The 24917-nt window shown below is 37.2% G+C and carries 23 protein-coding genes; 16 read left to right on the forward strand and 7 right to left on the reverse strand.

What is annotated here, in order from left to right:
* Nucleotides 1–142: 142 nt before the first annotated feature.
* Nucleotides 143–1489: a glucose-6-phosphate isomerase gene (locus BM121_RS21105; RefSeq protein ID WP_091486604.1), complete on the forward strand. Its 1347-nt coding sequence runs from the start codon at nucleotides 143–145 to the stop codon at nucleotides 1487–1489.
* A gap of 283 nt (nucleotides 1490–1772) precedes the next feature.
* Nucleotides 1773–2195, forward strand: coding sequence for a YugN family protein (locus BM121_RS21110; protein WP_245780875.1), 423 nt, complete (start codon nucleotides 1773–1775; stop codon nucleotides 2193–2195).
* A gap of 68 nt (nucleotides 2196–2263) precedes the next feature.
* Here BM121_RS21110 and BM121_RS21115 read toward each other — a convergent pair whose 3' ends face one another.
* Entirely contained in the window at nucleotides 2264–3283 is a 1020-nt protein-coding gene (locus BM121_RS21115) for a potassium channel family protein (protein ID WP_091486610.1), read from the reverse strand.
* A 75-nt stretch (nucleotides 3284–3358) separates the two neighbouring features.
* Between BM121_RS21115 and BM121_RS21120 the strand changes: the two genes are divergently transcribed.
* Nucleotides 3359–4417, forward strand: a complete 1059-nt coding sequence (locus BM121_RS21120; protein WP_091486613.1) for a M20/M25/M40 family metallo-hydrolase — start codon at nucleotides 3359–3361, stop codon at nucleotides 4415–4417.
* A gap of 67 nt (nucleotides 4418–4484) precedes the next feature.
* Nucleotides 4485–5063, forward strand: coding sequence for an ECF transporter S component (locus tag BM121_RS21125; protein ID WP_091486615.1), 579 nt, complete (start codon nucleotides 4485–4487; stop codon nucleotides 5061–5063).
* Between the two features lie 38 nt (nucleotides 5064–5101).
* On the opposite strand, the gene BM121_RS21130 is transcribed toward BM121_RS21125, so the two are convergent.
* Both BM121_RS21130 and BM121_RS21135 read right to left on the reverse strand, forming a co-directional pair.
* Entirely contained in the window at nucleotides 5102–5476 is a 375-nt protein-coding gene (locus BM121_RS21130) for a PaaI family thioesterase (protein WP_091486618.1), read from the reverse strand.
* 15 nt (nucleotides 5477–5491) lie between these two features.
* Nucleotides 5492–6424: a 1,4-dihydroxy-2-naphthoate polyprenyltransferase gene (locus BM121_RS21135; RefSeq protein ID WP_091486620.1), complete on the reverse strand. Its 933-nt coding sequence runs from the start codon at nucleotides 6422–6424 to the stop codon at nucleotides 5492–5494.
* Nucleotides 6425–6653: 229 nt separating this feature from the next.
* Here BM121_RS21135 and BM121_RS21140 point away from each other — a divergent pair, with 229 nt between their 5' ends.
* The 5 genes from BM121_RS21140 (at nucleotide 6654) to BM121_RS21160 (ending at nucleotide 13423) form a co-directional block, all read left to right on the forward strand.
* Nucleotides 6654–8039, forward strand: coding sequence for an isochorismate synthase (locus tag BM121_RS21140; RefSeq protein ID WP_091486623.1), 1386 nt, complete (start codon nucleotides 6654–6656; stop codon nucleotides 8037–8039).
* 2 nt (nucleotides 8040–8041) lie between these two features.
* Nucleotides 8042–9784 (forward strand): 2-succinyl-5-enolpyruvyl-6-hydroxy-3-cyclohexene-1-carboxylic-acid synthase, encoded by a 1743-nt coding sequence (gene menD, locus BM121_RS21145; RefSeq protein ID WP_091486625.1) that lies wholly within the window; start codon nucleotides 8042–8044, stop codon nucleotides 9782–9784.
* Nucleotides 9774–10550: a 2-succinyl-6-hydroxy-2,4-cyclohexadiene-1-carboxylate synthase gene (gene menH / locus BM121_RS21150; protein WP_091486627.1), complete on the forward strand. Its 777-nt coding sequence runs from the start codon at nucleotides 9774–9776 to the stop codon at nucleotides 10548–10550. Before menD ends, menH begins: the two co-directional genes overlap by 11 nt.
* 14 nt (nucleotides 10551–10564) lie before the next feature.
* Nucleotides 10565–11383: a 1,4-dihydroxy-2-naphthoyl-CoA synthase gene (gene menB / locus BM121_RS21155; RefSeq protein ID WP_091486629.1), complete on the forward strand. Its 819-nt coding sequence runs from the start codon at nucleotides 10565–10567 to the stop codon at nucleotides 11381–11383.
* Between the two features lie 597 nt (nucleotides 11384–11980).
* Nucleotides 11981–13423 (forward strand): o-succinylbenzoate--CoA ligase, encoded by a 1443-nt coding sequence (locus tag BM121_RS21160; RefSeq protein ID WP_139220300.1) that lies wholly within the window; start codon nucleotides 11981–11983, stop codon nucleotides 13421–13423.
* Nucleotides 13424–13488: 65 nt separating this feature from the next.
* Here the strand turns inward: BM121_RS21160 and BM121_RS21165 are convergent, their stop codons facing one another.
* Nucleotides 13489–14739, reverse strand: coding sequence for a DNA polymerase IV (locus BM121_RS21165; protein WP_091486635.1), 1251 nt, complete (start codon nucleotides 14737–14739; stop codon nucleotides 13489–13491).
* Between the two features lie 240 nt (nucleotides 14740–14979).
* Here BM121_RS21165 and BM121_RS21170 point away from each other — a divergent pair, with 240 nt between their 5' ends.
* The 7 genes from BM121_RS21170 to asnB all read left to right on the forward strand — a co-directional run bounded on the left by BM121_RS21170 (nucleotide 14980) and on the right by asnB (nucleotide 21801).
* Entirely contained in the window at nucleotides 14980–15552 is a 573-nt protein-coding gene (locus BM121_RS21170; protein ID WP_091486637.1) for a YdhK family protein, read from the forward strand.
* A 266-nt stretch (nucleotides 15553–15818) separates the two neighbouring features.
* Entirely contained in the window at nucleotides 15819–16661 is an 843-nt protein-coding gene (locus tag BM121_RS21175; RefSeq protein WP_091486640.1) for an ABC transporter ATP-binding protein, read from the forward strand.
* Nucleotides 16662–16755: 94 nt separating this feature from the next.
* Nucleotides 16756–17079 carry a hydrolase gene (locus BM121_RS21180; RefSeq protein WP_091486643.1) on the forward strand — a complete coding sequence of 108 codons (324 nt, stop codon included), beginning with the start codon at nucleotides 16756–16758 and terminating at the stop codon, nucleotides 17077–17079.
* A 99-nt stretch (nucleotides 17080–17178) separates the two neighbouring features.
* Nucleotides 17179–17736 (forward strand): hypothetical protein, encoded by a 558-nt coding sequence (locus BM121_RS21185; RefSeq protein ID WP_091486645.1) that lies wholly within the window; start codon nucleotides 17179–17181, stop codon nucleotides 17734–17736.
* A gap of 22 nt (nucleotides 17737–17758) precedes the next feature.
* Complete coding sequence (ytkD, locus tag BM121_RS21190) at nucleotides 17759–18241, forward strand: RNA deprotection pyrophosphohydrolase (protein WP_091486648.1); 483 nt, start codon at nucleotides 17759–17761, stop codon at nucleotides 18239–18241.
* A 327-nt stretch (nucleotides 18242–18568) separates the two neighbouring features.
* Complete coding sequence (metK, locus tag BM121_RS21195) at nucleotides 18569–19771, forward strand: methionine adenosyltransferase (RefSeq protein WP_091486650.1); 1203 nt, start codon at nucleotides 18569–18571, stop codon at nucleotides 19769–19771.
* Nucleotides 19772–19902: 131 nt separating this feature from the next.
* Nucleotides 19903–21801, forward strand: a complete 1899-nt coding sequence (gene asnB, locus BM121_RS21200) for an asparagine synthase (glutamine-hydrolyzing) (protein WP_091486653.1) — start codon at nucleotides 19903–19905, stop codon at nucleotides 21799–21801.
* 22 nt (nucleotides 21802–21823) lie between these two features.
* On the opposite strand, the gene BM121_RS21205 is transcribed toward asnB, so the two are convergent.
* The 3 genes from BM121_RS21205 to BM121_RS21215 form a co-directional block, all read right to left on the reverse strand.
* Nucleotides 21824–22330: a gamma carbonic anhydrase gene (locus tag BM121_RS21205; RefSeq protein WP_091486656.1), complete on the reverse strand. Its 507-nt coding sequence runs from the start codon at nucleotides 22328–22330 to the stop codon at nucleotides 21824–21826.
* 292 nt (nucleotides 22331–22622) lie between these two features.
* The gene (locus tag BM121_RS21210) at nucleotides 22623–23522 is read right to left on the reverse strand and encodes a nucleoside hydrolase (RefSeq protein ID WP_091486658.1); all 900 of its coding nucleotides are present in this window, start codon (nucleotides 23520–23522) and stop codon (nucleotides 22623–22625) included.
* Between the two features lie 403 nt (nucleotides 23523–23925).
* Nucleotides 23926–24429 carry a CotY/CotZ family spore coat protein gene (locus BM121_RS21215; RefSeq protein ID WP_091486661.1) on the reverse strand — a complete coding sequence of 168 codons (504 nt, stop codon included), beginning with the start codon at nucleotides 24427–24429 and terminating at the stop codon, nucleotides 23926–23928.
* Nucleotides 24430–24917: the final 488 nt, after the last annotated feature.

A 24917-nucleotide genomic window follows, 5' to 3' on the forward strand; every position in this document is an offset into this window, starting at 1 on the left:
TAGTGAAAAGACACAAATTTTATAGTTGAAGCTTCTCTAAATTCAGAAGACTTTTAAGAATCTATTAATTGAGTTGCTTGATTTAAGACGCAGGATTCGGTACATTTAAATAGTGAGAATAATTATTGGAGGTTACAAAAACATGACACATGTACGCTTTGATTACAAGAAAGCATTAGCCTTTTTTGGGGAACATGAATTAGAGTACCTGAAAGAACCGGTAAAATTAGCACATGAAATGGTACATAACAAGACAGGTGCAGGAAGTGACTTTTTAGGTTGGGTAGACCTTCCAACTGACTATGACAAAGAAGAATTTGCTCGGATTAAGAAAGCAGCCGAAAAAATCAAATCAGATTCTGAGGTACTTTTAGTTGTAGGTATTGGTGGTTCTTACTTAGGGGCACGCGCAGCAATCGAAATGCTTAATCATTCTTTTTATAATGAATTAGCAAATGAACAACGCGACACACCACAAGTTTTCTTTGTTGGTAATAGCATTAGTGCTCCTTATATCAATGATCTATTTGATGTATTAAAGGATAAAGATGTATCCGTAAATGTTATTTCTAAAAGTGGTACAACAACAGAACCGGCAATTGCTTTCCGTATTTTCCGTAAGTTTCTTGAAGAGAAATATGGTGTGGAAGAAGCGAAAAACCGCATTTACGCTACAACTGACAAAGCAAAAGGTGCACTAAAAACATTAGCGAAAGAAGAGGGTTACGAAAGCTTCGTTATTCCAGATGATGTTGGTGGACGATATTCTGTTCTAACAGCGGTAGGTTTATTACCAATTGCAGTGAGTGGAGTAGATATTGATGAAATGATGCAAGGTGCACAAAAAGCACAAGAAGAATTAAGTGAAGCAGATCTTGCGAAGAATCCTGCTTACCAATATGCAGCGGTACGTAATGTCCTTTACAATAAAGGAAAAACTATTGAAATGCTTATTAATTATGAACCAGCACTTCAATATTTTTCTGAATGGTGGAAGCAGCTTTTCGGTGAAAGTGAAGGGAAAGATTTCAAAGGTATTTATCCATCTTCTGCTAACTTCTCAACTGATCTTCACTCATTAGGTCAGTATGTACAAGAAGGACGCCGTGATATTTTCGAAACAGTACTTCAAGTTGACGAACCAAAATCAAATATCACGATTGAAAAAGAAGATCAGGATTTAGATGGATTAAATTATTTAGCTGGTGAAACACTGGACTTTGTTAATAAAAAAGCATTCCAAGGGACATTACTAGCACATACTGATGGGGAAGTACCTAACTTGCTTGTACACCTTCCTAAATTAGATGCGTACACATTTGGGTATGTAGTTTACTTCTTCGAAAAAGCTTGTGCAATCAGTGGATACTTATTAGGAGTCAATCCATTTGATCAGCCAGGTGTTGAAGCGTACAAGAAAAATATGTTTGCTTTACTTGGTAAACCAGGTTTTGAAGAAGAAAAAGAAAAATTAGAAAAACGTCTGTAATAAACAAAAGGGCTGTCCTTAAAGTTTACACACTTTAGGACAGTCCTTTTTAGTATGTAATGGCACGGACCAAAGCAAATTTGTGTACAAAAAACATAAACTGCTGCGAAGTGATTTACTTTCTTTCATTCTGGATCTTCATCGCGTGAGTTTCCACAGAAGCCTCACTATATAGAAAATTTTTAATTAGTGCGTAATTTTTATTTATTTTGAGTCTAATAATCAAGGGTGGAGGTTTTTTTACATATTTTCTTCGTGGGAGGGCATTCTATGTAAAAAAGGGGTGAATGCGTTGTACGAATTAGATTCGAAAATTGAGAATAGTGTATATTCCTATCAGCAAGTGAAAGAAGTACTAGAACAAGAAGGCTATGCGCTGGGTGGAGCGTGGGATTATGATCATGGTTATTTTGATTATAAATTAGCAAATGATGGTGGCTATCATTTTCTTCGTATCCCTTTTCATTCTGTAAGAGGGGAGATAGAACAAGATGCGGCAGTAATTAGAATAGATAAGCCATATATATTGACCCATCGCTATCAAAATGAGGTCGATGCCTATGCAGAAAGTAGTGTAATACAAGCTGCTTTCAATCAATTTCAAAATCCGGTAGAAAAAGACGCTGATATCCCATCTAATTATATTGAAAAAGGGAAAGTCGTATTGCAAAACTTAGAAGTATTACTTGCACAAATTTCGAATTAAAAAATAGTATAATGAAATTATTTAACCCATTTCGATTACAGAGGAAATGGGTTTTTAAGTTTTATTACCTATTTAACCCTGTTTTGAGCATGGTCCAATGGCCTTAAGAATATTAGTGAATCCCCCTTTTTCATAGGTGATGTGAAATCAGGATGTAAGATTATCTCATTTTCTCGAACTAATCCTATTAACCATTTTCTCTCCACTAAAAACTGTTGAGCACAAAAATAAAAATCTTTGTGAATTAAATCTTCACCGATTAATTCGGAGCAATATTGTTGTTCCTCCAGTGTCTCTGCTATAATATCAGTAGCTTGGGGGTCTTTTTGAAACAGTGATTGATAAAATAAGGAACTCATAAAATTATTGGAACGAAGAACGACATCGGTACCAGCTCGAGTTGCGTTTTTTTTCTGCATTTCCGTTAAAATTTCTGAAATGATATGTATGGAAGGATTATTTCCGCGTGCTGCAATAATGTTCAATATCGTTTGCCGGTCCGCTTCTTCTTCTGTTAAGGTTGGATCCGAAGTAATGACCACATTCTTTGCTTGTTCAATATTGGCTTTTTTTAATGTTTTATCTGAGGTAGGTTCCCCATTGATAAAATGTATCTGATGATCCTGATAGGATAGCTTATTTAATGTATGATCAATCAATACAGTGTCTGTATCGAGGTTATGGTCTTTAAACATTTCAATTAATTGTTTAGTTCGCTCATTCCAACCAATAATAATAGTGTGATTCGTTCCTTTATAAGTAATTTTTCCTTTTGATAAATCTTGTTCGAGTTTAATTGTCCCTGCAGATAAGGTAGCCATGTAAAATGTAACGAAACCACCTCCTGCTAAAATTAGAAGGATAGCTATTATCTTTCCGAGAGAACTAAGTGGAACATAATCACCATACCCAACTGTCGATCCGGTGACAAAAGCCCACCAAATCCCATCAAAAGTGGAAGGGAAATGATCTGGTTCGATTAAATGGATAAGATACCCGAAGGATAACATTAGGAACGTAACACTTAATAATAGCCGTATAATAATTGGAAGGTGGAAGTAAAACTGTACCCATCTATTCCAAAGCATATGATCACCTTTTTTTACTCATAGTGTTATACAAGTTATATCACCTTATTCTTACTCATAGGAGGAATGTTTATTATGGAAAAGGAAAGAACGATGTTTTTACAAGAATTATTACATACACCCTCACCATCAAGTATGGAAATGAAGATCCAGAAAAAGTGGATGAAATATGTGGAGCCGTTTGTCGATGAAATACGTACCGATCATGCTGGTAATGTAATTGCGGTAAAAAATGAAGATGCAGATTTTCATTTGCTATTGGCTGGACATAGTGATGAGGTTGCCTTTGTAGTAAATCGTATTGATGACAATGGTTTTGTTTTTGTGGATAAAATGGGTGGGATTAATCCGACGTCAGCAATTGGCATGAAAGTTGAAATATTAGGTCAAGAGAAACAAGTACCTGGTGTGATCGGTGTTAATGCCCAGCATCATGGAGGAATGAAAGGTGACTTTGGTGTGGAAGATCTTTTTATAGATTGTGGGGCAAAAGACCAGTCAGAAATAGAAGCTGACATACAAATCGGGGATTTAGTCGTATACCGCCGACAATCAGAAATCTTAAAAAATCGCTATGTTTCGGGCAGAGGTCTTGATAATCGTACAGGTGCTTTTATTGTTGCAGAAGTGATGAGAAGACTAGCTGACAAAGATATTCGTATCGGAGTTTATGGTGTGAGTACTGTAAACGAAGAAACGAACATGGGCGGTGCCTATTTTGCAGCGGCAGGTCTTCAACCAGATGCAGCCTTAGCATTAGATGTGACATTCGCTACAGATTACCCATCTGTTGATAAACGGAAACATGGGGATATTCGCTTAGACGGCGGTCCTGTACTGGCAAAAGGCGCGCCGATTAATCGCAAATTAAATCAACTATTAGAAAAGAGCGCCAAAAAATTAGCTATTGATGTACAATATGAATTAACGTCAAGACTTACAGGCACAGATGCTGATAGGATGCGTTTAACCGGTAAAGGTGTACCAATTAGTTTAGTATCACTTCCATTACGATACATGCATTCACCGGTAGAAACGGCCAGTATTCAAGATATCGAAGAGGAAATTTCTTTATTAATAGAAATGATCACAAATATGACCGGAAAAGAAAGTTTAAACCCATTAGATGATTAAAAAACATTGACATAATATGTTAAAAAACATACGATTAAATTATTACCTCGATGGGGAGGCGAACATTTTGAATTCATCATCTGTCCAAACAAGTAATCTCTATCGTTTAATCGTTATTTCGATTATGGGAACGATATCGGTATTATTAATGTTTTTAAATTTTCCTTTACCATTTCCATTTATTCCAGCCTATTTAAGAATAGATGTAAGTGATATTCCAGCTTTGATTGCTGGAATTATTTTCTCACCAGTTGCCGGAGTAGTTGTTGTAGCCATTAAAAATATTTTATATGTTCTGATAACAGCCATTTCTGATCCGATCGGTGCACTAGCCAATTTCTTTGCCGGGATGTTCTATGTCGTACCAGTCAGCTTCATGTATATGAAATACCGATCGATGAAAAGCGTGCTAATCGGTTTAGGAATCGGAACACTACTCATGACCATTGGCTTAACTGTCTTAAACTATTTCTTATTTATCCCAGCATACAGTTTGTTTATGGGCTGGGAAGAAATGTCTGAAAGTGTCAAGCGAACCACTGTACTAGTTGGTATCCTTCCGTTTAACTTGATAAAAGGGATAATAGTAGGTATCATTTTTGCACTAATCTTCACCAAACTTAAAAACTGGATACAAAAAAAATAAAAAAATCGAGCCATCAAGCTCGATTTTTTTACTATAACTTATTGATTTATAACTCCTAACGTGCAACGAGAAATTGCAACTAGTTCTCCGTGCTCATCCTCGACATGAATATTCCACACCATTGTCCTTTTTCCAATATGAACAGGAGTTGCCTTGGCAACAATAACTCCATCTTTCTTTGCCTTTAAGTGATTACAATTAATTTCCATACCAACAATCGCCTGAGAGCGAGTATCTACATGTTCCATACCACCGATGCTTGCTGCCGTTTCCGCAAGAGCTACCGTTGCACCTCCATGCAGAAAACCGACAGGCTGTTTGACATTGCCGGTAACCGGCATGGCGATTGTGACAAGATCTTTTGATTTTTCCTTTACTTCCATTTGCAGTGCTTCCATTAAGGTGTTATGCATAGATCTACCTCCTATTTACAATGGTAGTGGAATGAAAATTTGTAATAATAATGATAATCCGATCAGTGCACCATAGATAGTATTGGTTTTAGCAGTAGCAACCATGGCGGGAATCATACCAACATTTGTCGTATTGGTCTGGAATGTACGAACAGCCTGTCGAGCTTTCGGTATACTTAAAAAACTAATGACACTATAAATTGGTAATAGCCCGGCAATAATAAAAGCGGCAGTTAATGCATAACTAAGTAACATTAAGCTGGATAAAAGAAAGATAGCTCGATCTCTACCAATTAAAATAGCGATTGTTTTTCGGCCGTTTTCTTTGTCACCATCCAAATCACGAATATTGTTGGATAACAGAATACAACCAATTAAAATAGCGATCGGAATAGAAATAACAATTGCCTGCCATGTGATCGTTAATGTTTGGATATAATAACTGATGCCAATAATAACAGTTCCCATTAACAGTCCTGAAAAACTTTCTCCAAATGGTGTATAGGCAATTGGAATTGGTCCGCCCGTATATAAATAGCCGATCAACATGCATAGGCTACCTATAACGGCTATCCACCAGCTGGATACCATACAAATATATACACCTAGTAAGATTGCCACTCCAAAAAAGATAAATGCTAATCTTTTTATGACAAGCGGTTTTATACCATCTCTGACAATGGTTCCACCGATGCCAACAGACTTTTCGTTGTCCAGTCCTCTTACATAATCATAATATTCGTTAAACATATTGGTTGCTGCCTGGATCAACATCGCTGCAATTAACATTGCAACAAATAATAATGGTCGAAAGCTACCATCCAATACCGCTAACATTGTGCCAACAAAAACAGGGATAAAGGAGGCGGTCAATGTGTGTGGTCTTAGTAATCTCCACCATATATGGAATCCAGGCTTCTCGTTTAAATGGTTTAATTTTGTTTCCATTGTAAGAAATCTCCTTGATAAAATTTAAGTAACATTATAAGTTTAGTGAATACTTATATATGTGTCAAACTATTGTTATAAACAATATTCATCACCAAAGATAAGTTTTTTGTTATACTGATAAAGGGTATATTATAAAGAATATATTATTATCTTTAAAAATAGTGCAAATTATACTATAATGAATAGCGTTTATGAAAAATGCCCTATTATACTGGAGGGTTTATCAATGATTGAAACAAAGGAAATAAAGATAGACGGTGTTTTACAATCAGCTCAAAAACAATCTATAGACAAATCGGCACCAACCTTTGTTAGTGTTACGGAACAAATAGAATGGATCGACCCGATTGATTTCTTTCAGGCTGGGAAAGCAATAGAAGAAAATCGTCTTTATTGGTCTAGTGCAGATCAAAAAACACAATTTGTCGGTATTGGAGATGCATTGCTTTTTCATGATGAGGATGCTTCTTACCAAGATTTAAAGGAGAAATGGAAACAGACGTTGGAAAATAGTTGGATTGCTAATCCATTTAGTCAATATAAGACAGGCCCAATTGCTTTTGGCGGTTTTCCATTTGATGCAAAAGAGAAAGTTGAAGAATTATGGGAAGGATTTAGTGGCAGTCAATTTCGGGTTCCGACTTTTCTATTAACAAGTGAAAATGATAAATCATTCCTGACTATGACTGTTTATGTAGAGCAGGGAAGTAATGTCGATCAATTAGCGGCAGAACTTATAACAAGAAAGAACCAACTATTACATGCACCAAAACCTGAGTACCAGGAAAATCATACTGTGTTAAAGCATGAAGTAGATCCTGTTGAGTGGAAAAAACTTGTGAATAAGGCGACAACTACCATCTATTCAAAAAATGTAGATAAAATTGTGTTGGCGCGGGAATTACAAATTGAATTTGATGAGATTTGTGATATTGGACAAGTTCTCGACCGCTTACAGAAAACTCAGAAGAATAGTTTTATTTTTGCTTGGGAAAAGGATGATGTTTGTTTCGTAGGAGCAACTCCTGAGCGACTGGTGAAAGTAGATAATCAACAGTTATTTTCTGCCTGTCTTGCTGGAACAGCTCCCAGGGGTAAGACAAAGGAAGAAGACAACGACTTTGGACAGCAATTACTGCATGATCAGAAAAACCGTAATGAACATAAAATTGTGGTAGATATGATCAAAGAAGCGGTTTGTTCCTTTGCTAAGTATGTCGAAATACCGGAACAACCCACTTTATATCCATTAAAAAACCTGCAGCATTTATTTACGCCTGTACAAGCGGAATTAGATCAAGGTTATACATTGTTGGATGTTGTCGAAAAACTACATCCAACACCAGCGTTATGTGGTTTTCCACGAGAAAGTTCGTTGGACTTTATTCGTGAATTTGAACAGTTGGAGCGTGGCTGGTACGGAGCTCCAATCGGCTGGTTTGATCAGTATTTTGATGGGGAATTTGCTGTAGCGATTCGATCTGCGCTCGTTTCTGGAGACAAAGCAACATTATTTGCTGGTTGTGGAGTTGTCGAGGATTCAGATCCTGAAATAGAGTATCAGGAAACAAATATTAAATTCACCCCAATGTTACAAGCTCTGGGAGGATAATTATGAATCATGTTGAGTCTTTAACAAAATATGTTGGTCATTTTACTGATCAGCTTTATAAAAGTGGTGTGCGTGATATTGTCATTTCTCCAGGTTCACGGTCAACACCATTATCTCTCGCCTTTGCAGAATACAATCAATTTAATATTTGGGTTGATATAGATGAACGTTCTGCAGGATTCTTTGCAACAGGCATCGCAAAGCAAACAAAAAAAGCAGTCGTACTGGTTTGTTCTTCTGGTACGGCTTCTGCTAATTATTATCCAGCAATTATTGAAGCGTCATATGGTCGTATTCCTTTAATTGTATTAACAGCAGATCGTCCACATGAATTACGTGATGTTGGTGCACCACAAGCCATTGATCAAATGAAGATTTATGGAGACTATGTTAAATGGTTTCATGAAATGGCTTTGCCAGATGCAACACCGAACATGTTGCAGTATGCACGAAATCATGCTGATAGGTCTGTCCATACTTCGTTATTTCAAGTGAAAGGACCGGTACATCTAAATTTTCCTTTTCGTGAACCACTTATTCCGGATTTCAGCTTAGATGATGTATGGGGAGAAGAAGCATTAATTACACACCATTTTAAATTTGAAAATACGCAGGTTTCTTCACAGGTATTAGCGGATATCCAACAGCAATTGAAGAAAAACAAACGTGGTATTATTATTTGTGGACCACATGACTATCATGATTTAGCTAGTGCTGTTCTAGATTTAGCGGAAAAATGGCAATTGCCGGTATTTGCAGATCCACTTTCCGCTTTAAGGCATTTGAATGGAGAACAAGTTGTAGTGGAAAGCTATGATAGTATCTTAAAATCGAAAAAAATAAGAGAACTCCTTCGTGTAGATTTTATCGTTCGCTTTGGTGCAATGCCTGTTTCAAAGCCTGTACTGCAACTTTTACAGCAAAATGACATGGAACAATTTATTATCGATGAAGATGTTACATTCCGGAATCCTTCTATAAAGAGTGCACATTATTTGTACGGGAATCCAGCTGATGTAGCGAATCAGTTAGCAACTCTATCCCTTTCGTTTGACCGTAATTGGTTTCTAATGTGGCAAAAACTAAATGAGTCTGCTAAAAAAGTATTGACCCAAGAGCAACGTATTTTAACAGAAGGTTTGGCTGTTCGTGGTATTCAAACAGTAATCCCTGATGAAAGCACTTTGTTTGTTGGTAATAGCATGCCAATTCGAGATGTTGATGCCTTCTGGTTGGCGACGGATAAAACGATAAGTATTCACGCGAATCGTGGTGCCAATGGTATTGATGGTATCATTTCAACCGCACTTGGCATGGCAAGCAGTGGAAAACGTGTGACTTTATTGATCGGTGATATTTCGTTTTTGCATAGCATGAATGGATTATTATTGACAAAAAATTATCAGCTCCATCTGACAATTGTGTTGATTAACAATCAAGGAGGGGGGATCTTTTCCTTTTTACCGCAAGCGAAAGAAGGAAGTCCTCATTATGAAATGTTGTTCGGTACACCACAGTCAGTTGCATTCGAAAAGGTAGCAGCGCTTTATGACTTTGATTTCCGTTCTGTTGATGAATGGTCAGACTATCTAAATGCACTAGAAGCTAGCTATCAACAGCAAGGTGTCTCATTAATAGAAGTAAAAACCGATCGAAGTGAAAATGTAACATGGCATCAAACGAAATGGCAGGAGATTGAAAAACATACATTGGCTATTTTAGAGGAGAATAGGGATGTACGTTGATAACTATTGGGTAGAGATTTATGGTGAAGGCAAGCCTGTTGTGCTCTTGCATGGTTTCACTGGTTCTGTACAAACTTGGCAATCAATGCGTCCTTTTTTTCCTGATCATCAATTGATCGTGATTGATTTGCCGGGGCATGGCCATACAAGCACTAAAGTGAAGTCGATGGCTGACTGCTGCAACGATTTATATAAGATTTTTAGCCAATTGGCTTTGCGACAGGTTGATCTTGTTGGATACTCGATGGGAGGAAGGACCGCTTTATCATTTGCTTGCCATTATCCTGCAGTGGTGAGAACATTAACGCTGGAAAGTGCGTCTCCTGGCTTAGTAAGTGAGGCAGATCGGAAAGCTAGAAAACAAAAAGATCAGGAACTTGCCGATTATATATGTGGTCATTCGCTTGAAGCATTTGTTGAAAAATGGGAGAACATACCATTATTCGCTTCGCAAAAACAATTATCACTGGAAATACAAGAAAAAGTTCGTCAAGAGCGATTATCACAATCTAAAGAAGGATTGTCACATTCGTTATTAACGATGGGGACAGGTATGATGCCGTCATGCTGGAATCAGCTTGACCAGTTAAAAATGCCTGTTTTACTAGTTGTTGGTGAATGGGACGGGAAGTTTGTCAAGATCAACGAACAAATGGAAAAATCGATATCAAATTGCCAACTAGAAATAATTGATCAAGCTGGACATGCAATTCATGTGGAACAAACGCAAATTTTTGGTACAATAGTAGAGAAATTTATTTCTTAGAGGAGGTCATTAAAATGACAGTTGAGTGGGTAAATGAACGCACTTATGAAGATATTTTATATGAAACATATAATGGAATAGCCAAAATAACGATTAATCGCCCGGAGGTACGTAATGCATTTCGTCCTCAAACGGTCAATGAATTAATTGAGGCTTTTACATATGCACGTGATGATTCTAATATTGGTGTAATCGTACTTGCAGGTGCAGGAGATAAAGCATTCTGTTCCGGAGGAGACCAAAAAGTTCGTGGTCACGGCGGTTACGTAGGTGAAGATGAAGTTCCTCGTCTGAATGTGTTAGATTTACAACGTTTAATCCGTGTGATTCCAAAACCAGTTGTTGCAATGGTTTCCGGTTATGCAATCGGAGGCGGTCACGTACTGCATATTGTATGTGACTTAACAATTGCGGCAGATAATGCAATTTTTGGACAAACCGGACCGAAAGTTGGAAGCTTTGATGCAGGGTATGGTGCTGGTTTATTAGCACGTATTGTTGGTCACAAGAAAGCACGAGAAATCTGGTTTTTATGTCGTCAATATAATGCACAAGAAGCAAAGGATATGGGATTGGTTAATACTGTAGTACCGATTGAACAATTAGAGGAAGAAATGATTCAATGGTGTGAAGAAATGCTGGAGAAGTCACCAACTGCTCTTCGTTTCTTGAAAGCATCATTTAACGCAGATACAGATGGACTAGCTGGTCTGCAGCAAATGGGTGGAGATGCAACATTGCTTTATTATACAACGGATGAAGCAAAAGAAGGACGAGATGCGTTTAAAGAAAAACGCAAGCCGGACTTTAAACAATTCCCGCGATTCCCATAAGAATGAGACAGACCAATACGTTAGGTGTTGGTCTGTTCTTTTACATAAAGTAACAAATGTAAAGCATGAACACTTAAAACATAAACTGCGAAGTTATACTTTTTAGATTTGCCTTCTTTCATTCTTTCTATAGGGAATGCTAGGTCGTCGCTGCGGAAAAATACTCCCTTTCCGAGGGCACGGCTTCAGCTAACTTGGTAAAGAAAATCACTTTACCAAGTTAGCTGAAGCACGCGCTGTTCCCTCAGGAGTGTCGCATTTTTCCGCAGCTTAGAATAGTGTTCTGTTAAAAAGACAGGAAATCCAAAATTAAAAGTTCCGTGAGTTCTATATTTTCCATAATCAGGACACTAAAATGAGCTGAGGCAGAATACGGAGACTCCTATGGGAAGACCCCGCAAGAAAAGGTGCTTGGTTTTCTGAGAAGGCTGAGGCCTTGTCCATGGAAAGTGAAGTATTCTGCCGAAGCGTTTTCCAAGCACTCATCATAATCAGATGAGAGGAAGTAATACTAAGACAATTTTTCATTACTTCGTAGTTTTTATCTAATACGAGTCAGAATAGAGAGCATGGATGGGGTTAGAATTCAAAAAAGGTGTGAGAAGGATGGAACATTGGCTGACGAAACGAGCTTATTTAACACCAGACAACATTGCGATCGAGTTAAGTAATGGTGAGACGGTGACGTTCGCTAAATTATATGAGAAAGCATGTGAATTTGCTTCAAAAATATATACGGTTCATCAAGACGGCCATGTTGCGATGTTATCGAATAATTCAATCGATATGGCGGTTGCATTTTGGGCTTGTACATATTTGAATGTTCCAGTAGTTTTTCTCAATACACGATTAACTGCTGTAGAATGGCAGACACAATGTGAAGATGCAGACGTGAAGACGGTTATTTGTTCTGATCAGTATAAGGAGGATACACAGCAGCTAACTTTAAAGGCTTATGCTTTTTCAGAAATTCATTCCTTCCGTCCTACTGAGTGTACGCTCATTACAGACATGGATCTTGATCTGGTTTGTTCGATGATGTTTACTTCGGGGACAACAGGTCGGGCAAAGCCTGTGATTCAGACCTATAACAACCATTGGTCAAGTGCAATAGCGTCTGCATTAAACCTGGGACTGATGTCAAATGATAAATGGCTCGCATGTCTTCCGTTATTCCATATTGGTGGCTTATCAATTTTATTCAAAAGTGTGATATATGGTATGCCGGTTTATTTATTAGAGCGATTTGATGAAGAAAAGGTACACAATGCGCTGATGGATCGGAATGTTACCATTGTCTCGGTTGTAGCGGTGACTTGTTCTCGATTGTTGGAACGGTTAGCTGATGGTTATTATCCTAGTTCGTTTCGTTGTATGTTGTTAGGTGGTGGGCCAGCACCTAAGCCATTATTAGAGAAGGCAAAAGAAAAACATGTACCAATAGTGCAAACTTATGGTATGACCGAGACTTGTTCACAAATTGCGACACTAAATGAGGCAGATGCTTTACGTAAATTAGGTTCTGCCGGAAAACCACTTTTCTCGGCATCCTTACAAATTCAAGTTAATAATACGAGAGCTAAGCCTAACCAAGTTGGTGAAATTGTTGTAAAGGGGCCAATGGTAACAACAGGCTACTATCGTCGGGAACAAGCCAATAAAGAATCTTTTCAAAATGGATGGTTTCATACTGGTGACTTAGGTTATCTGGATGAAGAAGGATTCCTGTTTGTGGTTGATCGCCGAAGTGACTTAATCATTTCTGGTGGTGAAAATATCTATCCTGCTGAAGTCGAAGAGGTGCTCTTATCATTTGAAGGTGTACAAGAAGCAGGAGTGACAGCAGTAGAAGATAGTAAGTGGGGCCAAGTCCCTGTTGCCTATGTAGTAACAGTGAATGAAATGGTGACTGCTAATCAATTGCTGGCACATTGTCGAGAGAAACTTGCTTCATTTAAGGTACCAAAGCAGCTTTATTTTCGTGATCAGCTGCCACGTAACGCCACTAATAAATTGCAAAGGCATCGATTGAGAAGTTAATAGCAAAGTGGATAGGATTTGATAGGAAAATGAAAAAGACAGCATTGCTCCAATCGCTGTCTTTTCTATGCATAATGTCCACCGATTTTTTTGCTTCTTTCCCGTGTAATACCAGCTTCAGTATAGCTTGTGGCACGTAAAATAGCAGTGGATCCATATTTGGCTCGAATTGCATCCATCACATAACCGATATCCTTTTTTTTCGGTTGATCTTCAAATAAATTCAGCTGTGTTTCCATATCATCATACAGGTTGTTTAATGATACGGTGACGCGACGGATGCTACTATGTTGATTATGAAATTCATGGAATAGTTGCAAGCATATATGATAAATATCCATGGTTACATTAGTAGGAATGTGAATGGAACGTGAGCGATGAAACCCACCACTGTTATCGGCATAACCTACCCCTAAATGAATGGTTCTGCCTGCTCTTTGATGTGTGCGGGCACGTCTAGATACTTCCTCACATAAATCGAGAATACACGTTAATGTCTCTTCCGCAGTATAATCTCGTAATAAGGTAATGCCATGTCCGAAACCTTTTTGTTCTTCTTTTTTACTGAAAGAATCATAAACAGGACTTAAATCGACTCCCCACGCGTGCCAGTATAATTGTTCACCGATCACACCGAACCGTTTTTGTAATCTGTCCAAGCGATACTTAGCCAGTTGTCCTAAATAGACAATTCCCATGCGATTCAGGTGTACGGTTAGCCGTCTGCCGATTCCCCATATTTTTTCAATTGGAACTGGCCATAGTAAACGTTCGACATCTTGATAATGGCATGTAGCAATACCGGTTTTTTTTGCATATAAATCCATGACTACTTTTGCTAAAAATTTATTATCGCCAATTCCAATTGCACATGTTAGTCCCATTGTTTCATATATTTCGTCTTTAATCATTTGGGCAACATGGTGTGCATTTCCGTATAAATGTTCTAATCCATCGACGGTAATCCACATTTCATCAACGGAATAGGGATGGATCGCTTCTTTGGGAACATATTGGTGTAGCAGTTTGGTGATTGCCATAGACATATTAACGTAATCCCCCATTTTTGCCTCGACGACATAGATATCAGGGTCTTTAGGTAACTCAAAGTACCGACTCACATTTTTGACTCCATGTCGTTGTTTTAGGGCAGGGGAAGCAGCAAGAATAATACTGCCAGAACGCCTTATATCGCCAACAACAGCAAGCATGGTTGTCATTGGATCTAGTCCGTGTTTGACACATTCAATACTTGCATAAAAGGATCGCATATCGATACAAAGTACATTATGTTTAGGAAAAGAGCTATAATCCATTATCCAACACCTCTAACGAACGTTTGTTCTAATTATATTAGTATAGCCTATGTATTTTAAAAAATATAGTGTTAAAATATAGTAATTAAGCTAAGACTATTCAAGGAATTCAGTTAGAACTAAATCTGCCACTATAGCGATAGGAATCTCAGGTGCAAGGAAGCATGATCCTACATTAATCGTTGGACACTTATTAACTGATATGCTACCTTTACTAAAAAATACAATGAGGTGAGTAAAATGAAAAAAATATTATTTAATTTATCATTAGCCGTAGCTGTCCTTTTATCGGCTTGTGGTGTTCAAGAAGAAACACCAGATGAAGATCCAGTTGAAGAATCCAATCAAAATGAGGATAACGAGATGGACCATACTGGCATGGATCATTCCAGTTCAGGAGAAGTACCGGAAGGATTAGAAGAAGCTGAAAGTCCTGTTTATGAAGTAGGAAGCAAGGCAATTATCACAGAGGCTCACATGCCAGGGATGAAAGATGCAGAAACTACTGTTGTTGGAGCATATAACACAGTTGTATATATTGTTTCTTATACACCTACAGATGGTGGCGAAAGAGTAGAAGATCATAAATGGGTGATACATGAGGAAATCGACGAAGCAGGAGATGAACCTTTTCAACCTGGAGATGAAGTGACATTAAACGCCTCACATATGGAAGGAATGGAAGGTGCTACTGCTGAAATTGAGTCTGTAGAGCAAACAACGGTGTACATGGTTGATTTCACTACTGAAAATGGGGAAGAAGTAAAAAATCACAAATGGGTAGTAGAAAGTGAGCTATCACCAATTCAGTAAAATAAAAGGAACATTTCAAAAATGGTTCTTTTTCACACGGTTAGAAAGCATAAAATTTTAGCTTTTATGACTAATCAATGTAGAGTGAAAAGCTAGCTGTGCTTATAAATCCGCCATGAAATTGTAAAAAATCAGAATTTTTATTGAAAACGATTCTCAAACTCATTGACTTCCTTATCAAAAGCTAATAAACTAGACACAGAATAAAAGTTTGAATCGAAGATATTAAAAAGGCCCGAACAGTGTGAATAAGGGAGATGTTCTGCATGGAATCACTAGTAACGAAGGATTTGACGCTTGGTTATGGCGATGAAATTATTATAGATGAATTAGATATTACCATCCCTAAAGGAGAAATATCAGTCTTTATTGGTGGAAATGGCTGTGGCAAATCAACATTATTACGTTCATTAGCTCGACTATTGAAGCCAAAACAAGGTGATGTTGTTTTAAATGGGGAAGACATTGCGAAAGTTCCAACAAAGGAAGTTGCAAAACAAATAGCTATTTTGCCACAGAGTCCTATCAGTCCGGAAGGTTTAACGGTAGAAGATCTAGTGAAACAAGGGAGACATCCATATAAAACGATGTTTAAGCGTTGGTCTGAAGAAGACGAAAAGGCTGTCGTTGAAGCGCTAGATGCGACAAATATGAGGGACTTGAAACACCGTGCTGTTGATTCCTTATCAGGTGGTCAGCGTCAGCGTGCATGGATTGCGATGACACTTGCTCAAGGTACTGATACCATATTATTAGATGAGCCCACTACTTATTTAGACATGACACATCAAATCGAAATTCTAGATTTGCTCTTTGAATTAAATGAGCGTCGCGGAAGCACGATTGTCATGGTATTACATGATTTGAACTTAGCTTGTCGTTATGCGCATCACATTATTGCTATTAAAGATAAGCAAGTATATGCGCAAGGAAAACCAGAAGAAATTATTAATTGTGGTCTGGTTCACGATGTATTTCAAATGAAAGCTGATGTAATGTATGACCCGATGTTTGGTACACCAATGTGTATTCCACATGGTCGTGGTCGTTGTCTTATTAAAGAAGCTGTCGAAGAATCTAAAGAACAAATGCAATCTGTCGGTAATTAAGAAAAGCCCTGTATTCTCTTGAGAATACAGGGCTTTTTGTATATGCATGTTTCTCATTAATTTACATACAATATCTGTGAAGAGGTGATAAAACATGGAAAAGAAAACATACTACGTCAATATTGCTTCACAGGAAATCTCCCAAATCCCATATGGCAACAATGCAGAATACATCATTCAAGCAACAGATGAAGAAGTATTTCTACTCAGAGAAAAGTTTAATGAAATACACGAAGATGATATTGGTACCTTTGTCCGTGCACATATCCCGTTTGTTCAGTATCACCAGGATCCTGAAAATGATGAATATGATACTGATTTACAGGACGTCATGCAAAAGATCTATCAATTAGCAACACCCGAAACAAAGCAAGCAATGGACGAATCCGGAATAAGTCCCAAAAATGAAAATAATTGAAACAGATCAGTAATTGCGTACGTCTAATTATATAAATAGATGTTTACAATAGATAATAAGAGGAATAGATATATATAAGGACACTAGGAGGGAGAAACCATGAAAAAAATCAGCACGATCTTAACAATTGTAGTCCTTTTTGCATTTGCAATTGTCATGGTCAACCAACCAGATAGTGGGCAAGCGTATGCAAAACAGAATCAAATCCATGTAGAGAAAAACACTGGACTCAAGCAAATCCAAGTTGAAAATATCAAGCGTGAAGCAGAGACGAATGATATTACACATGAAGAAATAGTAAAACTAACAGATACATTTATGGATCTGCTAGTACAGGAAATTGATGATCATTATAAAGTGGTACGATTCGATACAAAAGAGGAACTTATCAATGCTTTTGAGCCGTATATTGTAAAAGAAGCCGTGCAACCTTATATTGATTACTACTATAAAGAAAAAGAAGACGGGTTATATATAGTGCCAACAGAAACCCCACCATGGTTCGAAAAGGACGAAGATTACGAGAAAAAATCAGAAGGTAACAAGGTAACCATTACACAATCCAATGAAAGTGCGTTATATGGCATGTATACGATTGAAATTGTATTTAAAAAAATGGATGGTACATGGAAAATAGCAAACATTAGCCATAAGTAAAAATTAAAGGTAGTATAGAGTTATGAAAACTTTTTATGATTACTATAATAACAAAATACAATTATCATTCGAAGATCAGCCGTTTGATTTAGATCCGAAGCATGTCTGGGTGATTTGCCGTTTCGAAAAGAAGTGGCTGTTAACGAAACATAAAAATCGCGGACTGGAATTCCCAGGTGGCAAAGTAGAGCAAAATGAACAGCCAAAGCAAGCAGCAGTAAGAGAAGTATTGGAGGAGACGGGAGGCGAAGTAGACCAAATTAAGTATATTGGACAATATTTCGTGTCTGGAAAAAGAGAAAAATTGGCGAAGAATATCTACTTTGCAATAGTGAAGAAATTGAAAGAACAAGATTCTTACTATGAAACAGAAGGACCAGTTTTATTAGAAAAGCTTCCTGATAATATTAAATCGAATGAAAGATATAGTTTTATTATGAAAGATGATGTGTTATCACATAGTTTGGACTATATCGAAAAAATAATTGAACCGACGTATAGCTAACTGATAGCTATACGTCTTTTGGTAAGTCATGTAAATGGCCATAGGTTGACTTTATCACAGGAATCCGATACGATATATGCTATGATTATTAAGGATAGATAAACTCTAGACTCAAATAAACCAATGTCTGGAGTCATATATTGTTTTTATAACCAAGTATTTTTATCGGAATGATATAATTAATTTGGCTCGTGCATTTTTAAAGGAAAAGTTGTATAGTTGAAGATGTAGATTTTTTAAAAATAACATGCACTCTTTAAATAGACTTTTATATAAAAGTAAATGATGAAAGTCTTGGTGGAAACTAAGGGGGAGGAAACAAGAGATATGGTGAAAAATAGACGCTTATTCACATCAGAATCAGTTACAGAAGGTCATCCGGATAAAATTTGTGATCAGATTTCTGATGCAATCTTAGATGAAATTTTATCAAAGGATCCAAATGCAAGGGTAGCTTGCGAAACAACGGTGACCACTGGATTGATATTAGTCTCAGGCGAGATTACTACGTCCACGTATGTAGATATCCCAAAAATTGTTCGTAATACAATTAAAGAAATAGGTTATACAAGAGCGAAGTATGGCTTTGATGCAGAAACATGTGGTGTATTAACAGCCATCGATGAACAATCCGCTGATATTGCTGGTGGTGTTGATAAGGCACTTGAAGCAAGAGAAGGTCAGATGACAGATAATGAAATTGAAGCAATTGGTGCTGGTGACCAAGGGCTTATGTTTGGTTATGCAAATAATGAAACACCAGAATTAATGCCATTGCCAATCGGTTTGGCGCACCGGTTAGCGAAACAATTGTCGGAAGTTCGAAAAAATAAGACATTAGACTATCTGCGACCTGATGGAAAAACACAAGTAACAGTAGAATATGATGAAAATGACAAACCTCAACGTGTCGATACCATTGTTATTTCAACACAACATCATCAGGACATTACCTTAGAACAAATTCAACAAGATGTAAAAGAACATGTCATTAAACCAGTTGTACCTGCTGAATTATTAGATGAAGATACACAATACTTTATCAATCCAACTGGGCGTTTTGTTATCGGAGGTCCTCAAGGTGATGCTGGTTTAACAGGACGTAAAATCATCGTTGATACGTATGGTGGTTACGCTCGTCACGGTGGCGGTGCTTTCAGTGGTAAGGATGCGACAAAAGTTGACCGTTCTGCTGCATATGCTGCTCGTTATGTAGCGAAAAATATTGTAGCTGCAGGGTTAGCAGAAAATTGTGAAGTACAATTAGCCTACGCGATCGGAGTAGCACAGCCTGTATCTATTTCGATCAATACATTTGGTACTGGAAAATATACAGAAGAAGAATTGGTTGCAGCGGTACGTGAAAACTTCGATCTTCGACCTGCTGGCATTATTAAAATGTTAGACTTAAGAAGACCGATTTACCGTAATACTGCTGCGTATGGTCACTTTGGACGGACAGATGGGGATTTTCCATGGGAAAACATAGACAAAGTGGACGAATTAAAATTATACTTGTCAAAAGTGTAAAAAATAGAGATAATATAATGAACAAATGGTCAAGGTATCAATACTTGGCCTTTTTAATTGTTTGTGTAACATCAAGGAACAATTCATCGTCAAATAAATGAGGTGAAAATTGTTAGAAAGAGGGAAACAAGATGTGTGGTTTTATTGGCCTATTAAAAGCAGAACCAAAGTGGTTAGACACTACAGAACGCGAAGAATTTGAAAAACGTAATAATATCATCCAGCATAGAGGACCTGATGATGATGGATATTATGAAGATGAGCATATTATATTAGGTTTTAGAAGATTAAGTATTATCGATGTTGAATGCGGACATCAACCAATTACATATGATGACGATCGATATTGGATGGTATTCAATGGCGAAATATATAATTACCTGGAATTGAAAGAATCCCTAAAAGAACAAGGAATGACCTTTTCGACAGATTCTGATACCGAGGTCATTATTGCCATGTTTGCTAAAAAAGGTGTGGACACGTTTAGTGAACTTCGGGGGATGTTTTCATTATTAATTTGGGATAAAGAAGAGCAATGTTTATATGGAGCAAGAGATATGTTCGGAATCAAGCCGTTTTTTTATAAAGATTCGGATGAGGGGTTATATTTTGCTTCTGAGAAGAAAAGTTTACTTGCTGAAACAGAGCAAATGGACCAGGAAGCAATGCAACATTATTTCACCTATCAATATGTACCTGAGCCGATGTCAATGAACAAAAATATTAGTAAGTTAGAGCCAGGCAGTTATTTTATCAAAGAAAAAGATAGACCATTAGCAAGCTATCATTATTTCCAACCGGGATTTAATGTGCAACATTATGAAAATAAAGATTGGATAGAACGTATTCAATCTACATTAGATCAATCTGTTGCTATGCATATGCGGAGTGATGTTCCGGTAGGGTCCTTCTTATCTGGTGGTATAGACTCTTCGATTATCGTCGCATTAGCCAAAAGATATCATCCGAACATCAAGACGTTTTCTGTTGGGTTTGAGCAAAATGGTTATTCTGAAGTGGATATCGCAAAAGAAACCGCGGATCGGTTAGGAGTTGAAAACTATTCGTATATTATTTCACCAGAGGAATATGTAGCGAAACTTCCTAAGATTATTTGGCATTTGGATGATCCTTTAGCAGACCCAGCGTGCGTACCTTTATATTTTGTGGCAAGAGAAGCAAAAACACATGTGAAGGTAGTGTTATCAGGTGAAGGAGCGGACGAATTGTTTGGTGGTTACAATATATACCGTGAATCTGAATCACTGCGTATTTTTGAATCGATTCCAGCACCAGTCAAAGGTTTATTAGCACGAGTTGCTAATGTTCTACCAGAGGGTGTGAAAGGGAAGAGCTTTTTAGAGAGAGGTACAACCCCGCTAAGGAAACGATATATCGGAAATGCCAAGATGTTTGAGGAAGCAGAAAAACAGAAGTTATTAAGAAATTATCTGGAAGAGAACTATTATCAAAAAGTGACAGCACCATTTTATGATCAAATTGAACATGATCATCCTGTACATCAAATGCAATATATTGATATGCAAACATGGTTGCGTGGAGATATTTTACTTAAAGCTGATAAAATGACGATGGCACATTCATTGGAATTACGGGTTCCATTTTTAGATAAAGAAGTATTTAAAGTAGCCAGTGAGATACCCGTATCAAAGAAAATAGCGAATGGTACAACGAAACATATTTTGCGAGAAGCTGCTAGCGGAATCGTACCGGATCATGTTTTGAATCGTAAGAAGCTAGGTTTCCCAGTTCCAATTCGTCATTGGTTAAAAAATGAATTGTATGAATGGGCGAAGAACCTTATTCAGGAGAGTGTAACAGATCATCTCTTAGAAAAGAATGTCATTTTCAATCTTCTCGATGAACATTGCAAAGGTAAAAAAGATAATAGCAGGAAACTTTGGACTGTGTTAATGTTTATGTTATGGCACCAAATTTACATCGAGAAAAAATATGATATATCAGAATTACAAGAAGATAAAACAGAAAGCAAGCTTGTTCATAATTAATGAGCAAGCTTGCTTTTTCATTTTAACCTTGTTTATAGGTTTGGCCTTTTTTTACATAATCTTGTTGAATGCGTTCCATTTCTTTGATATCTTCTTTCGTTAATTCACGGACGACTTTAGCAGGACTTCCAAAAGCAAGAGTGTGAGGTGGGATTTTTTTGCCGGGAGGTACTAAACTGCCTGCACCAACAAATGCCCCTTCGCCAACTTCTGCCCCATCTAAAATAATCGATCCCATGCCGACCAATGCCTTTTTGCGAATGACAGCTGAGTGTAAGGTGACCTGATGCCCGACTGTGACATGATCCTCCACAATCAAGGGTAAGTCAGGACTTTGATGTAGTAAAGATAAGTCCTGAATATTGGAATAGGCTCCGATTTTAACCGGTGCTACATCACCTCGAATCACCGTTTTAAACCAAACGCTTGAATAAGCTCCAATTTCAACCTCTCCGGTAATAACACAATCTGGTGCGATGAAAGCTGTTTGATCAATGGAAGGGGTTTTTCCTTTATAATCATATATCATCTATGTTAACCTCCTATTATTTAGCTTAGTTAAATATATGAACGGTTCAGAAACCGCAGTATTACCAGTGTTTGGAGGTTCCATTTTAAAAAGTACTCCTAGAAGTTTTCTCATTTTGTTTTAAACTATCTTTCGATGAGGTGACTGCTTCTAATTTTTTAAATGTGTCACCATAAATATCATAAATCATTAGTGGTGTATTTCCTAATTTTTCAGCTATTACTTATACTGGGATTCGCTGACTAATTAAAAGAGTAGCATGTGATGGCTTTCCGTGTACTGTTTTGCTTATTTATTCATGACTAACATATTTTCTACAATATTGTCTTAACTTTGCAAAGAAATCCTCAAGAATAAAACGAGAGTCAATTGATTCATACACTTTGATCGGACGGTATTTACCGGAATGGACATAATTCATATTTTGATCAAAGACTGGAGCAGGCTTCCATCTCCATTTTCCACAATCAGCAAATAATATTACACCAATAGCGGGTGAATCACCTAGTATACGGTATTCCGACGGTCTTGATACGCTTTGGTTGTTAAAACTAATAACTTGCTCTATTAGATATTTTCCAATTTTTCCATGTGGATATACTTTTTCAATAAGTTCTGCATAGCCAACAGGCATCATACGATAAACATTTCTGGGAATCTGCCATACTTCCAAATTAGATTTAAATATAACATTTGCTGCATAGATATCGTTTGATAAATTATACTCGCGTCCCCCAGAAGGCCAATCTCTTCCTCCGATCCAGATTACCTTAATGTCTTTTTCTGCAATTCTAGGTTCTATTAATAATGCAGATGCCATATCAGTTAGTGGACCCAAAAATGCTATACATAGAGGTCTACTATCCTCTTTCATTGCTTCTTCGATAATCAACCTAGCCCCAGATGAGTCAATAGGTGTTTCTTCATCCGGCATAGCGGATTCTGCACCATTCTCGACACGAAATTTATTTTCCATTCCCATTAGACTTAGAAGTAACATTGTTTCGTCATAACTGTCTTGTAAGCTTGTTTTTGATTTTTGATCACCAAAGTGGGCAGGTATTATTCCATGGAGTTCAAAGGAAGGAGATAGGATCGTATGTACAATCGCGAACTGATCATCTACTTCATTCTTAGCATCAGTATTGATAATTACTCTGTGTTTTTTCTCCTTAGGTATAACATATTCCATTTTTATAAAGCCTCCATTACTATCGTTTTTTAGTCACAACAAAAATAAGAGTCAATTATTCTATATCCTTCTTTACTCTTTATATTTCTACATTACCCAACAAACTTCCTGCAAAAAACATTATAAATTTTATAATTCTACCATACTAACATACTAAAAAAGCAGGGCTCCATATGTGATCACTGCATTACTCCACGCCCATTACAATTAATAGGAGGTGATGTGATTGAACATCTGTGGATGAAATAGCAGAACTAATTTTAGAACATTTACATCTTTATTGTACAATTCAACTAAAGCGCCAGTTAATTCAATCTTTGTCTATTTCTGTGTGCAAAAGTAAAATATTAAGTAAAAAAAAGACTCTCCCAGCTTGTTATCGACGGGAGAGTAAAATGGATCATTAGAGTACAGAAACAGCAGGTAAGCAAGTAATAGCACAGAAGCAATTTAAGTCTACTGTAATACAAATACCAGTACGCTCTAATTCATCAACTTTCTCATTATCCAATTGCTCACAAGGATCGCCGCAAGTTTTCTCATCGTTGTCAAACACTAATAGTTCCAATACTGCACAGCACTCATCATCATCCACTTCTGTTACGCGGAAAATAAAACTGCTGAAGCAATCGAATCGAGCAGGTCCACCGTTTGCATCAACTTCAGCTCCAAATCCTTTGAACGGCTTACCTTTTTTATCATATAAAATAAATGGTACTGTATCTAAGCCGTTACCTCCCACAGGTGATACTAAATCTTGAATAGAACGTAAACAGCTTACATCACATTGTTGGCCTACAGCGTTATCTTGTGCATCAGCAATCGCGCGAACAACATCGCAGACACAGCCATCTCCATTACTGATTACACCGCCGACATTATCATTGTTTTCTCTCTTTTTTCCCATTGCATTACACTCCTTTTCAGAACAATATTTTGTTGACAATAATAATCTATGTAGGAATTGTACTTTGGTATGGATCTAAGTCTTGCTTTCCGTAAATTAGGTATCTCTATATGTCATTTTTACAGTGATAACATTGATTAAATTATACTGTGGTAAAATTGTATAAAAGTTTTAAGTTCTGTCTATAATGATAATGCATTGTGTTTTTCCAGAGGTAGAGAAAGACCAAACTTAGCCTGAAACATCTGTTTCAGGCTATCAGATAAATAAGGGTTATAGTTTTTAAATTTCGATACTAAAAAAACAGTGCCTCACATCCAAACACCGCCATTGCTCCACGCCCATCACTAATAAGTGGTGGGTTTTTCTTTGAAATAAAAATGGACCGGTGTAGAACAACCGGCCCTAACAAATGACCTGATATAATGAATAACAAACGTCAAAATAATTGATTATTTATCTTTATCATTGTTAAAATCAGTCGGGTC

Origin of the sequence: Gracilibacillus orientalis (genome assembly GCF_900114645.1) — a bacterium.
GTDB lineage: Bacteria > Bacillota > Bacilli > Bacillales > Amphibacillaceae > Gracilibacillus > Gracilibacillus orientalis.